This is a genomic window from Streptomyces sp. NPDC004134 (assembly GCF_042874195.1).
GTDB lineage: Bacteria > Actinomycetota > Actinomycetes > Streptomycetales > Streptomycetaceae > Streptomyces.
In genome coordinates this window covers 131462-146817 of sequence record NZ_JBIAMS010000001.1, presented here as the reverse complement: position 1 = coordinate 146817, position 15356 = coordinate 131462, and the positions used below count along the sequence as shown (strand labels likewise).

Sequence of the window (15356 nt, the reverse complement as noted above, 5' to 3'; positions counted from 1 at the left end):
GCTCCCCGGCGGTCCGTACGGGACCGGCCCGGCGCGCCCCCCTATGACGCGCGCCCGGCCGGTCCCGGTCTCTATTCGGTGCGCAGCCCGTCCGGGCGCATCAGCCGGATCAGCAGCGGCATGCTCAGCGCCGTGACCGCGGCGACGACCCCGGCGCCCGCGCCCGCCATCAGCAGCACCGACGGCCAGTCGACCGCGACGGGCGTGTCCGTCATGCGCAGCAGCACCGTGCCCAGCACGAGCCCGAAGCCCATCGACAGGGTCATGCCCAGCGCCACCGGGATCGCCGTCTGCCAGAGCACCGAGAGGCTGAGCGTGGAGCGCCGGGTGCCGAAGGCGACGAGGGACGACAACAGCTTGCGCCGCTCCCGCAGTTGTTCGAGCTGGCCGACGAGCAGGCTGCTGCCGATCAGCACCAGCACGCACGCGGCGCCCACCGCCAGCCCGGTACGGATGCCCGCGAAGTCCTCCGCGACGATCTCGCCGTCCAGCGTGTGGACGGCCAGCAGCGGGTCGGCACCGTCGACCACGTTGCGTACGCGCTCGGCCGCGTCCGGCACGGCCGGGTCGAGCCGCACGTCGATCCAGCCGTTGAAGACGCCGGAGTCGTGGACGTCGGGAACGGCGCCGGGGGTGGCGACGATGCCGTCGTAGAGGTTGCCGTCGCCGTCGGGGAGGGCCTTGGCCGGGCGGGTGCCGGCCGGCGGGGTCCAGGGGATGGCCTTGCCCGGCATGCCCTCGTACGACGGGTTCAGATACAGCGGGCCGCCGGCGCCGATCATGCGTCCGGTGTCCGCGGCGCCGTACGTGTCGGTGAGGCGGAAGACGTCGCCGTCGCGGCAGTCGGGGAGCTTCGCCAGCGTGCGCAGCTTCGCGCAGGAACCGACGGTCAGCGTGGCGAAGTTCTCCGGATCGCGCGGGCGGTCGGCCACCTCGACGCTGATCCGGCTGACGGTCTCGTCGACCCCCTCGGCCGTGGCGACCCGCTCGCCCACGCGGAGGTCCTGCCCCGCGTCGACGTAGATGCCGAGCTGGAACCGGGTGGTGTCGTGCCCGGTCGCCTCGCTGTAGTCGTCCTCGACGCCGGTGAAGACCATCTGCAGCGCGATGGCCCCGGCGACGGCGACGGCGATGCCGTTGACCAGCCGGGCGGCGGTGCCGCTGCTGAGCTGGAGCCGGCGGACGGCCAGTTGCCAGGACGTCGGCCCGCGGCCGAGGCGGGCGACCACGGCCTCGACGAGCCAGGGCAGCAGGGCGGTGATCCCGGTCAGCAGCAGGACGGTGCCGCTGATGACCTGCCACTCGGGGAACGATCCTGCGTCGTCGCCGCGGCCCATCATCGGCGCGAGCAGGCCCAGTCCGACGGCGGGCAGCAGCAGCCGCCACCAGATGCGCCGGCGGCCGGGCCGCGCCGACCGTACGACGCCCAGCGGCTCGATGACGACGCCGCGCAGCGCGAGCAGCGTGACGCCGACGGCCGCGGCTGGCACGGCCAGCGCGACCAGCAGGGCGAGCATCGGCGAGGGGTTCAGGTCGGCGGCGAAGATGCTCATGTCGTAGACCGTCACGCCGCCCGCGAGCTCCCGCCCGGCGAGGAACAGCAGCGTGCCGACCGCGAGTCCGAGCAGCGCGCCGGCCAGCGCCTCGCCGGCGGCGATCCGGCGCACCGCACGGCCGTCGGCGCCGACGAGCCGGAGCGCGGCGAGCCGGCGGTCGCGGCGGTCGCCGCCGAAGCGTACGGCCGCGATGAGGAAGACCGCGACGGGCATCAGCAGCGCGACGAACACGATCATCGCGAGCAGCAGCAGCACCGGCTCCATGACCTGGTCCTCGGACTTCTCGCCGAAGTCCACGACCCGGCTGACGTTGACGTCCGGGGCGGCGATGTCGTCGCTGCCCGCGTAGTACGTCAGATCGCCGGGGTCGATCAGGCCGGCGTCGGAGACGGTGCCGGCGATGCCGTAGTCCAGGCGCTCGCGCAGCAGTCCCGCGCCGGGGTCGTCGAGCAGGTCGGCGAGCGCGGGGGAGACCACCATCTCGCCGGGCTCGGGGAACTCCGCGACGCCCGGGGGCAGCGGCGCGCCGGGCCCTTCCGGGCGCAGCAGCCGGCCGCGGATCGCGGTGTCGTGGTACTCGGTGTCGGCGGTGCCCACCAGGACGGTGTCGCCCGTGTACTCGGCGTCGGACGCGAGGACTTCGACGCGGTCGTTCTCGCGCTGGTCGCGGGCGGCCAGCGCGCCCGGGATCGCGGTGGTGAGCAGCAGCAGCGCCACCCCGAGACCGACGCCGATCGCGGTGAGCACGGTGCGCATCCAGCCCTCGCGCCCGCCGCGGAGCGCGAAGGCCAGGCCCATGCGCAGGTCGTCGGCCCAGACGCGCAGGGTGCCGCGCGGGTCGGGGGGCGGTCCCGCGGGCTGCGCGGGGCCGGTGCCGGTGGCCTTCTCGGCGTACGTCACGTCGCTCATCGGCCGGCCGGCTCCAGACTGCGGGTGCGCCCGTCGCGTACGACGATCTCGCGGTCCGCGTACGCCGCGACGCGCGCCTCGTGGGTGACCAGGACGACGGCCGCGCCGCTGTCCTGCGCGGCGTCGGTGAGCAGTTCCATGACGCGCTCGCCGTTGAGGGAGTCGAGCGCCCCGGTCGGCTCGTCGGCGAAGACCACCCGCGGCGTGGTCGCCAGCGCGCGGGCGACCGCGACCCGCTGGCCCTGGCCGCCGGAGACCTCGCCGGGCCGCTTGTGCGCGATGTCGTCGACCTCCAGCCGCTCCAGCCACGGCCGCGCCGCGCGTTCGGCGTCCCGGCGGCCGAGGCCCGTCAGGCGCAGCGGAAGGGCGACGTTCTCCACGCAGGTCAGCTCGGGTACGAGCTGGCCGAACTGGAAGACGAAGCCGAACTCCCGGCGGCGCAGGGCGCTGCGCTCGGCGTCGGAGAGCGCGGCGAGGTCGCGGCCCGCGTACGTCACGGTGCCGCCGTCGGCCGGGACGATGCCGGCGAGGCAGTGCAGCAGCGTCGACTTGCCGGATCCCGAGGGGCCCATGACGGCGACGGTCTCGCCGGCCGCGATGGCGAAGTCGGCGCCGTCGAGCGCGGGGGTGCCGGCGTAGACCTTGCGCAGGGCGGTGGCGGTGAGGATCGGCGCCGGTTCGGCGAGCGGGCCGGGGACGGGTGTGGTGCTCATGCGCGTACCTCCGCGGCGAGTTTGCCGAGGCGCGCGGCGGTGAGCTCCAGCCACCGCAGGTCGGCCTCAAGGTGGAACAGGGCGTGGTCGCAGATGAGCTGGTCGGCGAGGTCGCCGCCCTTCTTGCGACGGGTCAGCTCGCGCATCAGGCGCAGATGCTCCGCGCGCTGTACGTCGAGGAGTTCGGCCGCGTCGCGGCCGGTGAGCAGCGCGAGGACGACCTTGGTGTAGAGGGTCGACTGCAGGTAGGGCTCGGGCTTCTCCGGGGTGGCGAGCCAGCCGCCGACGTCGGTGATGCCGGCGTCGGTGATGGCGTAGCGCTTGCGCTCGGGGCCGCCGCCCGGCTCGATGCCGTCGACCTCGACGAGGCCGTTCTTCAGCAGCCGCGACATCGTGGAGTAGACCTGCCCGTAGTGCAGCGGGCGGTCGTGGCCGAAGCGCTCGTCGAAGGCGCGTTTGAGGTCGTAACCGTGGCGGGGGCCGGACTCCAGGAGCCCGAGGAGGGTGTGGCCGATCGTCATGCGGAGGACTCTACACGGTGTGTATACGTCCTGTGTATAGACGGAGTGTTTAGTACTTCACTGCTGGTGGGTGCGGTGCCGGGGCCGGGGCGGCTACTCCTCCGCCTCGCGGGGCGGGCGGCCGCGGCGGGGGTGCGGGCGGGCGTTCCCGGGCAGCCGGCCGGCCTCCGCGAGGGCCCGGCGGAGCAGGTAGTCGATCTGCGCGTTGGTGCTGCGCAGCTCGTCCGCCGCCCACCGGGCCAGCGCGTCGTGCACCGCCGGGTCGAGCCGCAGCAGGACCTGCTTGCGCCGGGCCCGGGGGGTGCGGTCGGGGTCGTCGTCCGTCACTGGTAGAGGGACCCGGTGTTGAGGACGGGCTGGGGGGCGCGGTCGCCGCAGAGGACGACCATGAGGTTGCCGACCATCGCCGCCTTGCGCTCCTCGTCCAGCTCGACGATGTCCTGCCGGGTGAGCCGGGCGAGCGCGTCCTCGACCATGCCCACCGCCCCGTCCACGATCTCCCGCCGCGCGGCGACCACGGCGCCGGCCTGCTGGCGCTGGAGCATCGCGGAGGCGATCTCCGGCGCGTACGCGAGGTGGGTGAAGCGCGACTCGATGATCCGGACCCCGGCCGCCTGCACCCGGGCGGTCAGCTCCTCGGCCAGCTTCTCGGTGATCTCCTCCGCGTCGGCGCGCAGCGACAACTCGTCGTCCTCGTAGGCGTCGTACGGGTACTCGATGGCGATGTGCCGTACCGCGGTCTCGGTCTGGGTGGCGACGAACTCGCCGAAGTCGTCGACGGCGAAGACCGCCTGGGCGGTGTCCTCGACCTGCCAGACGACGACGGCGGCCAGCTCGATGGGGTTGCCGCGGGCGTCGTTGACCTTGAGGACCGCGGTCTCGTGGTTGCGCACCCGGGTGGAGATCTTGCGGCGGGTGGTGAGGGGGTTGACCCAGCGCAGGCCGTCGTCGCGGATGGTGCCGGTGTAGCGGCCGAAGAGCTGCACGACGCGGGCCTCGCCGGGCTCGACCATGTTCAGCCCGGCCATCGCGACGAGCGCGGCGAGGGAGAGCAGGGCGCCGAAGACGAGGACCGGGACGCCCGCGGCGGGGGTGCCGCTGCCCGTCAGGGCGATGCCGAGGGCGAGGAGGCCGGCGCCGACGAGGGCGCCGGCCAGGCCGAGGACCAGGGCGAGGGCGCCGCCGATGCTGTTGGCCTGCCGCTCGGCGACGGGTGAGACGGGCATGTCGGGGGCGTGCTGGTCGTGTGGCTGCTGGTCGGTCATGCGAAGTCCCCGTTCTCGATGCCTGATTGTGCGGTGGAGCCTAGCAAAGTGATATCACTTTTTAAAGGTGGATTGTCATGCCCCCTTCCGGTGGGTGGTCTACACCGGTCAGAATGGAGCCGCCTGCGGGAGCAGACGCCGGCATCACCGTCCCCGTGTCACCCCCACGAACGACAGGAGACAGCGATGTCCACTATCCGAGCCGTGTCCGCAGCCGGAGCGGGCGGCGTTCTCGTCGCCGCCCTCGTGCTCACCGGCGGCCCCGCGCAGGCGGCCGAGCCGGGCCCCGCCGCGGGCGCCGGAGCCGCGGCCGCGGGTGCGTACAAGGAGCGCACCGACACCCTGCCCGCCGAGCGGCTGACGGCGGAGCAACGGCGGCTGCTGGCCGACAAGTCGGCGGCGGCGAAGGGCGCGGCGCAGCAGTCCGCGGCGCAGCGGTCCGCCGTGCGCGGCGACGTCGGGGCGGCGGCGATCGTCTCCTCCGGCGCCGTGCAGCAGTCCCAGATCAACTCCTACTACTGCGGCCCCGCCACCCTGGTGATCACGCAGTCCGCGCGCGACGAGGTCGGCAACCGGTCCCAGACGCAGGCCGGCAGCGAGCTGCGGACGAACTCCTCCGGCACCGCCTGGTACGGCATCAACGCGAACGTGCCCAACCCGACCGGCTATCCCATCCCCGACGTGCTCAACCACCGCCTGCCCGGCGCGGGGTACGTGCCGAAGGCGCTGCCGTACACGCCGAGCGCGACGGACAAGGCCAACTTCCGCGACCACATCGTCCACAACACCTCGGGCGACTACGCGATCGCGGGCAACGCCTGGGAGGTCGTGGGCGGCCCGCACCTCGTCGGCCACCCCAACCGGGAGATATTCCACTGGGTGTCGATAGACGGCCACAGCGACGACGGGGCGCGCACCGTGCAGTACCGCGACCCGGTGGGCGGGGTGCCGACGAGCGTGATCTCGTGGGCGGGCAGCGTGCCGCGTACCGCGACCATCTCGTCGGACACCATCACGACCATCATGGGCGGTCGTGGGTACGTCTGGTGAGGCCCGGCCCGGCGCGCTCCGGGCGCGCGGCCTCGCGGCCGCGGCGCTGAGCGCGGTCGTCCTCCTGGCGGGCACGCCCGCGTGCTCGCCGGGGGACGGCGACGGGTCGCGTGAGAGGTCGCGCGAGGGCTCGCCAACGGCGGCGGCGCCGACCGGCGCGCCCGTACGGGACCGGGCCTGCGAGGTGGAGCTGCCGGGCGGGTGGTCGGACGCGCTGGCGGCCGGGCGGGTCCCGGTGCCCGAGGGGGAGCGGGCGGTGCTCACGGAGGTCGGCCCCGGGGCCGGGTGGTCGGTCCTGCAGTCGTCCGGGGCGGACCGGTCGATCGTGCTGCGGGAGGGGGACGAGGAGCGGCGGGTGATGCGGCTCGTGGACCCGGTCGAGCATCAGGTGGGCAGCGCGGACTTCGACGGACGGTGGCTTGTTTTCGACGTTGTCGAGGGCCGGCAGTTGGAGAGCCCCTGGACGCTGTACGCCTGGGACGCGACGAACGGGCGCCGGCAGGCGGTCGCGGAGGCGGAGCGGGCGGCGGACGGGCAGAGCGCGGTGCCAGGGCCGTTCGTGCAGGTGGTGGTGCGGTCGGGGCGGCTGTTCTGGGCGCAGGGGACCGGCGGCGGCCGTTCCGCGGTGTACGCGCGGGACCTGAGCGGCGGCGAGCGGCGGACGGTGTACGAGGGCGTCGCCGACACGCCGTTCGCGGCGGGCGGCCTGCTGGTGTGGCTGCGCCAGTCCGAGTCGCCGTCGGGCGACCCGGAGACCCGTCTCTCCGCGGTCGCGACGGACACCCTGCGGCGGGCGGAACTCCCGGCCCCGATCGCGGCGCTGCGCAACGTCCGGTACGTGGCGTCGGACGGCCGCACGTGGGCGTGGGCGGGCGGCGAGCCGGAGCGCCCGCGGCTGTACGTCTGGCGGGAGGGCTGGCCGAAGCCGCTGCCGCTGGTGCGTGGCGGCTCCGCGGGGGCGGCGGCGGAGCCGGCGTTGGGGGGCATCGACCAGGTGCAGGTCAGCGGCGAGGTGGTGACGTGGCGCACGACGGAGGCGGCCTGGGCCCTGGACCTGCGCTCGCGCACGTACACGCGGATCACCCCGAGGTACGGGTACGCGCTGGCGCGGGACGGGGGACTCGGGGTGGCCTACCCGGAGGGCGAGGCGAAGGCGGCGAACGCGAAGGACGCCATCCAGCTCACCGAAACCGCGACGCTGCCCCCGCTGCCCGGTTGTGAGTGAGCCCGCTGCGCGGGCTCTGCGGGGCCGAGGGCGCGCTGCGCCCCCGAGAACCGCTCAGATCTCGAACCACACCACCTTGCCCACACTGAGCCGCTCCGCGCCCCAGTGCCGGGCCAGCTTGTTCACCAGGAACATCCCACGCCCACCCTCGTCCGCCGGCCCCGCCCGCCGCATCCGCGGCAACTGCGGGACGTCGTCGACCACTTCGCACCGCAGCCTGTCCGTGTGCACAAGGCGCAGCGTGACCGGGCGCTGCGCGTACCGCACCGCGTTCGTCACCACCTCGCTCACCAGCAGCTCCACGATGTCCGTCAGCTCCTCCAGGCCCCACCCCGCCAGCGCTCCCCGCGCCAGCGACCGAGCCTCGCGCGGCGCCTGCGCGCGCGGGTCCAGGGACCACTGCGCCGCCGCGCTGGGCGCTATGCCGTCCAGCCGCGCCGCCAGCAGGGCGATGTCGTCGTCCCGGTCGCCCGGGCCCAGGACGTCCAGCACCTCGTCGCACAGCGGCTCCAGCGGCGGCGGGTTGCCGGGACCCGTGAGGGCCGCCGTGCGGGTCAGCCGCGCGCAGAGCTGGTCGATGCCCGTGGAGACGTCCATCAGCCGGGACTCGACCAGGCCGTCCGTGTAGAGCAGCAGCGTCGAGCCCTGCGGCGCCTGCAGCTCCACCGCCTCGAAGCCCACGCCGCCCACCCCGATCGGCGCTCCCGGCGGCACGTCCAGCACCTCGCTGAAGCCGTCGCGGCGGAGCAGGACCGGCGGCGGGTGGCCGGCGTTGGAGGCGGTCAGGGTGTGGGCGATGGGGTCGTAGACCGCGTACAGGCACGTGGCCATGCGGTCGTCGCCGAGGCGCTGCGCCTGCTCGTCGAGGTGGTGCAGTACCTCCTGCGGCGGCAGGTCGAGCTGCGCCAGCGTCTGCGCCGCGGTACGCAACTGGCCCATGATCGCCGCGGAGGTCACCGAGTGGCCCATGACGTCGCCCACGACCAGCGCGACCCGGCTGCCGGGCAGCGGGATCGCGTCATACCAGTCGCCGCCGACCCGCGCGGTCTCGGCCGCGGGCCGGTAGCGGCTGGCGAGGCGGACGCCGGTGGGCTCCGGCAGGTATTCGGGCAGCATCGTGCGCTGCAGTTGGTCGGCGATGTACGCCTCACGGTCGTAGATGACCGCTTTGTCGACACCGAGGGCCGTGTGCGTGGCCAGTTGGGCGGCGATCAGCAGGTCGTCCTGCCCGTACGCGGGCCGCGCGGGACCCCGTACGAGCACCGCCACCCCGATCACCCGGCGGCGGCCGCGCAGCGGGGCGACGATCGTGCGCTTGTCGGCGGGCGCGTTGGCGAGCGGGCTTTCGCGGCCCAGCAGTTCGATGAGCGCCGCGCGGGCGGCGAGCGTCTCGCCGAACACCGGGCGGACGCCGCGCAGCACTTCGAGCAGTGCCCCGGCCCGTACGACGTCGACCTGCTCGGCCGCGCCGAGGCCCGGGGCGTCGTGCTCCGCCGCCGCGGGCAGCAGCCGGCTGCCGCCCATGCTGTCGACGTCCTCGACGCCGTCGGTGATCCGGTCCGTACGCCGCAGCCGCAGCCGGAACGGTTCCGTCGGCTGCTCGTCGCCGACCGGCAGCGGGTCGCGGAGATAGACGAGGATCGCGTCGGCGAAGGACGGGACGACCGAGCGGCACAGGCCGAGCACGATCTCGTCCAGGTCGATGCCGCGGGCGATCCTGCGGGTGGCCGCGCCGAGGAACCGCAGCCGCGCGGACGCGGCGTCCTCCTCCGGCCGGCCCATCCCCCGGGTCGGGTCGGCGTCCCCGCCCGCGCCCGGCTGGGGGCGCGGCCGGCCGCCGCTGGGGGTGTCGTCGGCGCCCTGGTGCGCCGGTACGCCGCCGGTGGCGGCCCCCGGGGCCTGTGCGGGCTGCGCCGGTTTCGCACGGTGCAGGGAGTCACGCGGGTCCGGGATGGCCTCGCCCGAGTTCGCGGTGGGTGCGGTCGGCGACACCGCCTCGTCCGTGCCGGAGGCGGCAAGGGTGTTGCCGGACTCCGTCCGCTCGGCGGCTGCCCGCCGCCTGTCGCGCTCCGTCACGTGTCGGTACCGTCCATCCGGCCGTTCCACCCAAGTCTCCACAGGGCGGGTTGAGTTGTGGGTACTGCGTGCTGTGGACGTCGATCCTACGTTTGACCTACCGGGGCGCAGCAAGGGTCTCATGAAGACAAGCGCGCGGGTGTGCGGTCCCAATCCGCCGGAAGAAGCGGAACTGTCCACTTCGGGTCGGGGCGCCAGCGTTCCCAGCCTTCGGAGAACGGCGGCCCCCACGCCCCGATGGCGTCGACCGCCCGCCTTCCGGCATCCCGTACGGCCGCGGCCCGGGCGGCGGACATCAGCCCCGCCCGCTGCGCGGCGGCGAACTCGTCCTCGTCCCGCCACTCCCAGGAGCGGTCGGAGTGGACGACGAGATCCAGGTAGTGGTCCTCGGAGTCGACGCCCCCGGCCCAGCGCACCCGGGGCGCTTCGAGGTTGACGTAGAAGGACTTGAACGTCCAGTCGTTTTCCCAGAACAGCCAGACCGACCACGGCTCGCCCGGCCGGGCCAGTTTGAGCACGCCGGCGCCGAACCAGCGGGTGCGGAACGGGCGGTGCGGCTTGGTGTAGCGGGTGGCCAGCGGCTCGCGGTGTAACTCGGTGCCGTCGGCGAGCACGGGGCGTACGCACTCGGTGTCCGGCGCCACCCAGACGGCGAGCGTCTCGGCGTCGTCGCGGACGACGGTGACCGGGCGGCAGACGGCGACGGTACGGCCCAGCCGCCCGGCGCCGCCGGCTCCGTCCGGGCCGCCGGCACCGGCTGTGCCGGCCGCCCCGGGCGCGTGGGCGCGGTAGCGCCAGAGGATGTGGTCCCCGGGCGTCCACCGGCCGCCTGAGACGTTCTTGTCGCTGTCAAGCGTCGCGTCTGGCCCGTGCATCAGACGATGGTAACCAGGGGCGCGTCACGGCCGGGTCATCCTCAGCACGTCCAGCGCACCGTCCAACTGCTCCTCCGTGAGCAGCCCGCGCTCGACGTACCCGTCCTCCAGGACCACCTCGCGGATCGTCTTGCGCTCGGCCAGCGACTTCTTCGCCACCTTGGCCGCCTCCTCGTAGCCGAGGTACCGGTTGAGCGGCGTGACGACGGACGGGGACGACTCGGCGTACTCCCGGGCGCGCCCGGCGTGCGCCGTGATGCCGTCGACCGTGCGATCGGCGAGCAGGCGTGCGGCGTTGGCCAGCAGCCGGACGGACTCCAGCACGTTGCGGGCGAGGACGGGCAGCATCACGTTCAGCTCGAAGTTGCCCGAGGCGCCCGCGGTGGTGACCGTCACGTCGTTCCCGACGACCTGGGCGCAGACCATCAGCACCGCCTCGGGAATCACCGGGTTCACCTTGCCCGGCATGATCGAGGAGCCGGGCTGGAGGTCGGGCAGGGCGATCTCCGCGAGGCCCGTGCGCGGTCCCGAGCCCATCCAGCGCAGGTCATTGCAAATCTTTGTCAGTCCGACCGCGATCGTGCGCAACTGGCCCGAGGTCTCCACCAGGCCGTCGCGGGCGCCCTGGGCCTCGAAGTGGTCGCGGGCCTCGGTCAGCGGCAGCCCGGTGGCCCGCGCCACCTCGGCGATGACGGCGGCGGCGAAGCCGGGCGGGGTGTTGATCCCCGTACCGACCGCGGTGCCGCCGAGGGGCAGCTCGGCCAGCCGCGGCAGCGAGGCGTGCAGCCGCTCGACGCCGAAGGCGACCTGCGCGGCGTAGCCCGCGAACTCCTGGCCGAGGGTGACGGGCGTGGCGTCCATCAGGTGCGTCCGCCCCGACTTCACCACCTCCGCGAACTCCTCCGCCTTGCCCGCGAGCGCCGCCTGCAGATGCGTCAGCGCGGGGATCAGGTCCTGCACGACCGCGCCGGTCGCGGCGATGTGGATGGAGGAGGGGAACGTGTCGTTCGACGACTGGCTGGCGTTGACGTGGTCGTTGGGGTGGACCACCGGTCCGCCGGCGCCCAGCCTCTCCTGCGCGAGGGTCGCCAGCACCTCGTTCATGTTCATGTTCGACGACGTGCCGGAGCCGGTCTGGAAGACGTCGACCGGGAACTGATCGTCCCAGCGGCCGGCCGCGACCTCCTCCGCCGCCGCCTGCACGGCCGCGGCGACGCCCGCGTCGAGCACGCCCAGCTCGGCGTTGACCTTCGCCGCGGCGGCCTTGATCCGGGCCAGCGCGGCGATGTGGGCCGGCTCAAGGCGCAGCCCGGAGACGGGGAAGTTCTCCACGGCGCGCTGGGTCTGGGCGCGCCACTTGGCGGCGGCCGGGACGCGGACCTCGCCCATCGAGTCGTGCTCGATGCGGAAGCCGTCGGATGCGGGGCGTTCTGCGGGGGACCGGTCAGCGGGCTGGCTCATGCTGCCGAGGATACGACCGCCCGCCGACACCCGCGCCGCCGTCCGTGCCGGTGCGCCGAACGGTGGATTCGGCGGGTACGGCCGCGGACTTGCCGCGGCGGCTGCCGGGGGCGCGGGCGGGTGCGCGGTGGAATCGAAGGACCGGAGGAAATCGGAAGAAACAAGAAGAACTCAGAAGACACCGGAAGACACCGGAAGAGACCGGAAGAGATCGGTAGACAACCGCCAGGTTCGGCCCGAGGAGTGACGTGACGACCAGCCTTCGCACCCGCCGTTTCCGCAGCGGAGCACGCGCCGCCGCGCTCGCCTGCGCCCTGCTCGCCGCCGCCGCGCAGCCGGCGGGCGCCGCCCCGTACGACGACGGGGACGACAAGGGGAAGGACGTCCGGGGGGTGACGGGACCGGCGATGAAGATCGCCATCGACAACGCGCGCAAGACCTCGGGCCCGGGGCAGGAGGCCACGTACACGATCCGCGTCTCCAGCCTCCAGGACGGGCCGATCGAGGGCCTCGTGGTCCGGCAGACGCTGCCGGACGGCATGGACCTGGTCGAGCCGGGCCCGGGCGGCAAGGTGCGGGGCGGCCGCGAGGTGACCTGGACGGCGGACCTGAAGGGGCACAAGGACGCGGAGTTCACCGCGCGCACGCGGATCGCCGAGGGCGCACCGACGGCGGGCGACCTGGCGGCGACGGCGTGCGCGTACGAGAAGGGCGCGGAGGCCGCGGTGGTGTGCGCGCCGGACATCGACAAGCTGACCGACGCGCCGGCGCCCGCCGGCGACGACGGCCGCGGCGGCGACCGCGAGGCCGAGCCGCGGGCCACCGCCGAGTCCGACAGCGCCGTGGCGTACGGGCTGGGCGCGGGCGCGCTGCTGCTGGGCGGCGGGGGCGCGGTGTTCGCGCTCCGGCGCCGGGCGGCGGCCGCGCGGCGCGGCTGACGGCGCCGGCGTACCACCCGGCTCGTACGCCCGGGAGGGGCGCCCGGCGCGCCCCAGCCGCCCCTCCGGCCCGTATGCGACCCCGCTACGGCTGCGCCGCGCCCCGCACCGGGATGCTCGTCACGAACGGCTTGACCGGGCCCGGGTCGGTGAAGAAGTCGTTCCCCTTGTCGTCCACCACGATGAACGCCGGGAAGTCCTCCACCTCGATCTTCCAGACCGCCTCCATGCCCAGCTCCTCGTACTCCAGGACCTCGACCTTCTTGATGCAGTCCTGTGCCAGCCGCGCCGCGGGACCGCCGATCGAGCCCAGGTAGAAGCCGCCGTGCGCCGCGCAGGCGTCGGTGACCTGCTTGGAGCGGTTGCCCTTGGCCAGCATCACCAGCGACCCGCCCGCCGCCTGGAACTGCTCGACGTACGCGTCCATCCGCCCCGCCGTCGTCGGCCCGAAGGAGCCGGAGGCGTAGCCCTCGGGGGTCTTGGCCGGGCCGGCGTAGTACACGGGGTGGTCCTTCAGGTACTGCGGCATCTCCTCGCCCGCGTCCAGCAGCTCCTTGATCTTCGCGTGCGCGATGTCCCGCGCCACGACGAGCGGGCCGGTCAGCGACAGCCGCGTCTTCACCGGGTACTTCGTCAGCTCCGCCCGCACCTCTGCCATCGGCCGGGCGAGGTCGATCCGCACCGCCTCGTCCATGGCCCCCGCGGATCCCGCGGTCAGCTCCGCCGCGGTGGTGTCCGGCAGGAAGCGCGCCGGGTCGTGCTCCAACTGCTCCAGGAAGACGCCCTCCGCCGTGATCTTCGCCAGCGCCTGCCGGTCGGCGGAGCAGGAGACCGCGATGGCCACCGGGCAGGACGCGCCGTGCCGCGGCAGCCGGACGACGCGCACGTCGTGGCAGAAGTACTTGCCGCCGAACTGGGCGCCGATGCCGAGCGTCTGCGTCAGCTCGAAGACCTTGGCCTCCAGCTCGGTGTCGCGGAAGCCGTGGCCCGCGGCGGAGCCCTCGGTGGGCAGCGAGTCGAGATAGTGCGCGGAGGCGTACTTCGCGGTCTTCAGCGCGTACTCGGCGGAGGTGCCGCCGACGACGATCGCGAGGTGGTACGGCGGGCAGGCGGCCGTGCCCAGCGAGCGGATCTTCTCCTCCAGGAAGCGCAGCATCGACGCCTCGTTGAGTACGGCCTTCGTCTCCTGGTAGAGGAACGACTTGTTGGCGCTGCCGCCGCCCTTGGCCATGAAGAGGAACTTGTACGCGTCCCCGTCGGCGGCGTACAGCTCCACCTGCGCCGGCAGGTTGCTGCCGGTGTTCTTCTCGTCCCACATGGTCAGCGGCGCCATCTGGGAGTAGCGCAGATTGAGCTTGGTGTACGCGTCGAACACCCCGCGCGACAGGGCCTCCTCGTCCCGGCCCGGGGTCAGCACCTGCTGGCCGCGCTTGCCCATGACGATCGCCGTGCCGGTGTCCTGGCACATGGGGAGCACGCCCGCCGCCGAGATGTTGGCGTTCTTCAGCAGGTCGAGGGCGACGAACTTGTCGTTGGCCGACGCCTCCGGGTCGTCGCAGATGGCGCGCAGTTGGGCGAGGTGGGCGGGGCGCAGGAAGTGCGAGATGTCGTGCATCGCCTCGGCGGCCAGCAGCCGCAGCGCCTCCGGCTCGACCTCCAGGAACGTACGCCCGCCGGCCTCGACCGTGCGTACGCCCTCCGTGGTCAGCAGGCGGTACGTCGTGGTGTCCGCGCCCAGCGGGAGGAGGTCCGTGTACTGGAACGCGGGGCTGGCGGGGCGGGCGGTGGCTGTCATCGCGTTCCTTGTCGTCGGCCGGCGGGGGCTGTGCGTCCCCCAGGTTAGGACGGGCCCTCGGGCGCGGCGTGGCGAGGTGCCCCTCCGCCCGCCGCCGGGGCCCTAGTCACGATGTATCGCGTTTGGTTACGCTGGTCCCGTGGACGAGACCCCGCGCGACAACGCCCCCGTGCCCGCCGCCCAGCCGTCGCTGTCGAAGAAGCCGGTTGCGGAGGGGGAGCTGCGCGCCTCCGACGCGGACCGCGACCGGGTGGCGGACATCCTCCGCGAGGCGCTCGCCGAGGGGCGGCTGGACCCGGAGGAGCACGCCGAGCGGATCGACGGCGTCTACAACGCCAAGACGGTCGGCGAGCTGGAGCCGCTCGTCCGCGACCTGCCGGTCGGCCGGCGCGCGCCCGGCCCCGCGGCGCCGCCGCCCCCGTCCGCGTACCCGCAGCCCCAGCCGCAGACCCTCGTCGCGATCTTCAGCGGCTCCACGCGCAAGGGGCGCTGGAGCGTGGGGCGCAGGACCTCGGCGTTCGCGCTCTTCGGCGGCGTCGACATCGACCTCACCGAGGCCGTCTTCCACCAGCAGGAGATCGTCATCAACGCGACCGCCATCTTCGGCGGCGTCGACATCAAGGTCCCGGCCAACGTGTCGCTGCGCGGCTCCGGCACGGCCATCTTCGGCGGCTTCGACGTGCACGCGCAGGAGGCGGACGACCCGCGTGCGCCGGTGGTGGTCGTCACCGGGTTCGCGCTCTTCGGCGGGGTGGACGCAAAGGGCAAAAAGGGCAAGTACCTGAGGAATCTGACGGACCGGATGCGCAAGCACGGCCTCGGTCACTGACCCCGTTCCACCACCTTCCCGCCGCCCTCAACTGCCCCCGGAGACACCCGGGGAGCACCGCCATCCCGGGTGGCCACTCGGCGCATAAGCGCGCGCACAGCGGGTAGAGCACGTGCATCGTCTCCTCCGTACGGCTGCAGGTG

13 protein-coding genes are annotated in these 15356 nt (G+C 73.9%); 4 read left to right on the top strand and 9 right to left on the bottom strand.

Features of this window, described 5'->3' with window-relative positions:
* Positions 1–71: 71 nt before the first annotated feature.
* The 5 genes from ACFYVJ_RS00605 to ACFYVJ_RS00585 form a co-directional block, all read right to left on the bottom strand.
* Positions 72–2465 carry an ABC transporter permease gene (locus ACFYVJ_RS00605; RefSeq protein WP_388885002.1) on the bottom strand — a complete coding sequence of 798 codons (2394 nt, stop codon included), beginning with the start codon at positions 2463–2465 and terminating at the stop codon, positions 72–74.
* Positions 2462–3178, bottom strand: coding sequence for an ABC transporter ATP-binding protein (locus tag ACFYVJ_RS00600; protein ID WP_388885000.1), 717 nt, complete (start codon positions 3176–3178; stop codon positions 2462–2464). The genes ACFYVJ_RS00605 and ACFYVJ_RS00600 overlap by 4 nt, the downstream gene beginning before the upstream one ends.
* Positions 3175–3699, bottom strand: coding sequence for a PadR family transcriptional regulator (locus ACFYVJ_RS00595; protein WP_388884998.1), 525 nt, complete (start codon positions 3697–3699; stop codon positions 3175–3177). The genes ACFYVJ_RS00600 and ACFYVJ_RS00595 overlap by 4 nt, the downstream gene beginning before the upstream one ends.
* Before the next feature lie 93 nt (positions 3700–3792).
* Positions 3793–4026: a hypothetical protein gene (locus ACFYVJ_RS00590; RefSeq protein WP_388884996.1), complete on the bottom strand. Its 234-nt coding sequence runs from the start codon at positions 4024–4026 to the stop codon at positions 3793–3795.
* Positions 4023–4964, bottom strand: a complete 942-nt coding sequence (locus ACFYVJ_RS00585) for an SPFH domain-containing protein (RefSeq protein WP_388884994.1) — start codon at positions 4962–4964, stop codon at positions 4023–4025. Before ACFYVJ_RS00585 ends, ACFYVJ_RS00590 begins: the two co-directional genes overlap by 4 nt.
* A 204-nt stretch (positions 4965–5168) precedes the next feature.
* On the opposite strand from ACFYVJ_RS00585, the gene ACFYVJ_RS00580 reads away from it, so the two are divergent.
* Both ACFYVJ_RS00580 and ACFYVJ_RS00575 read left to right on the top strand, forming a co-directional pair.
* Positions 5169–6014, top strand: a complete 846-nt coding sequence (locus ACFYVJ_RS00580; protein ID WP_388884992.1) for a hypothetical protein — start codon at positions 5169–5171, stop codon at positions 6012–6014.
* Positions 5998–7239 carry a hypothetical protein gene (locus ACFYVJ_RS00575; RefSeq protein ID WP_388884990.1) on the top strand — a complete coding sequence of 414 codons (1242 nt, stop codon included), beginning with the start codon at positions 5998–6000 and terminating at the stop codon, positions 7237–7239. Before ACFYVJ_RS00580 ends, ACFYVJ_RS00575 begins: the two co-directional genes overlap by 17 nt.
* Positions 7240–7293: 54 nt before the next feature.
* On the opposite strand, the gene ACFYVJ_RS00570 is transcribed toward ACFYVJ_RS00575, so the two are convergent.
* The 3 genes from ACFYVJ_RS00570 to ACFYVJ_RS00560 form a co-directional block, all read right to left on the bottom strand.
* The gene (locus tag ACFYVJ_RS00570) at positions 7294–9315 is read right to left on the bottom strand and encodes a SpoIIE family protein phosphatase (protein WP_388884988.1); all 2022 of its coding nucleotides are present in this window, start codon (positions 9313–9315) and stop codon (positions 7294–7296) included.
* A gap of 119 nt (positions 9316–9434) precedes the next feature.
* Positions 9435–10190 carry a DUF402 domain-containing protein gene (locus ACFYVJ_RS00565; RefSeq protein WP_388884986.1) on the bottom strand — a complete coding sequence of 252 codons (756 nt, stop codon included), beginning with the start codon at positions 10188–10190 and terminating at the stop codon, positions 9435–9437.
* 24 nt (positions 10191–10214) lie between these two features.
* On the bottom strand, positions 10215–11651 hold the full coding sequence (locus ACFYVJ_RS00560) for a class II fumarate hydratase (protein ID WP_388884984.1): 1437 nt from the start codon (positions 11649–11651) through the stop codon (positions 10215–10217).
* Positions 11652–11899: 248 nt separating this feature from the next.
* On the opposite strand from ACFYVJ_RS00560, the gene ACFYVJ_RS00555 reads away from it, so the two are divergent.
* Entirely contained in the window at positions 11900–12589 is a 690-nt protein-coding gene (locus ACFYVJ_RS00555; RefSeq protein WP_388884982.1) for a hypothetical protein, read from the top strand.
* 85 nt (positions 12590–12674) lie between these two features.
* Here ACFYVJ_RS00555 and ACFYVJ_RS00550 read toward each other — a convergent pair whose 3' ends face one another.
* Positions 12675–14384 (bottom strand): fumarate hydratase, encoded by a 1710-nt coding sequence (locus ACFYVJ_RS00550; protein ID WP_388884980.1) that lies wholly within the window; start codon positions 14382–14384, stop codon positions 12675–12677.
* Between the two features lie 139 nt (positions 14385–14523).
* Between ACFYVJ_RS00550 and ACFYVJ_RS00545 the strand changes: the two genes are divergently transcribed.
* A complete protein-coding gene (locus ACFYVJ_RS00545) occupies positions 14524–15213 on the top strand; it encodes a DUF1707 domain-containing protein (protein WP_388884977.1) in 690 nt (229 codons plus the stop codon).
* Positions 15214–15356: the final 143 nt, after the last annotated feature.

What these genes read in the sequence shown, in the direction of transcription:
- ACFYVJ_RS00605 (WP_388885002.1), bottom strand. Translation starts at nt 2,465, where the DNA reads ATGAGCGACGTGACGTACGCCGAGAAGGCCACCGGCACCGGCCCCGCG.
- ACFYVJ_RS00600 (WP_388885000.1), bottom strand. Translation starts at nt 3,178, where the DNA reads ATGAGCACCACACCCGTCCCCGGCCCGCTCGCCGAACCGGCGCCGATC.
- ACFYVJ_RS00595 (WP_388884998.1), bottom strand. Translation starts at nt 3,699, where the DNA reads ATGACGATCGGCCACACCCTCCTCGGGCTCCTGGAGTCCGGCCCCCGC.
- ACFYVJ_RS00585 (WP_388884994.1), bottom strand. Translation starts at nt 4,964, where the DNA reads ATGACCGACCAGCAGCCACACGACCAGCACGCCCCCGACATGCCCGTC.
- ACFYVJ_RS00565 (WP_388884986.1), bottom strand. Translation starts at nt 10,190, where the DNA reads ATGCACGGGCCAGACGCGACGCTTGACAGCGACAAGAACGTCTCAGGC.
- ACFYVJ_RS00560 (WP_388884984.1), bottom strand. Translation starts at nt 11,651, where the DNA reads ATGAGCCAGCCCGCTGACCGGTCCCCCGCAGAACGCCCCGCATCCGAC.
- ACFYVJ_RS00550 (WP_388884980.1), bottom strand. Translation starts at nt 14,384, where the DNA reads ATGACAGCCACCGCCCGCCCCGCCAGCCCCGCGTTCCAGTACACGGAC.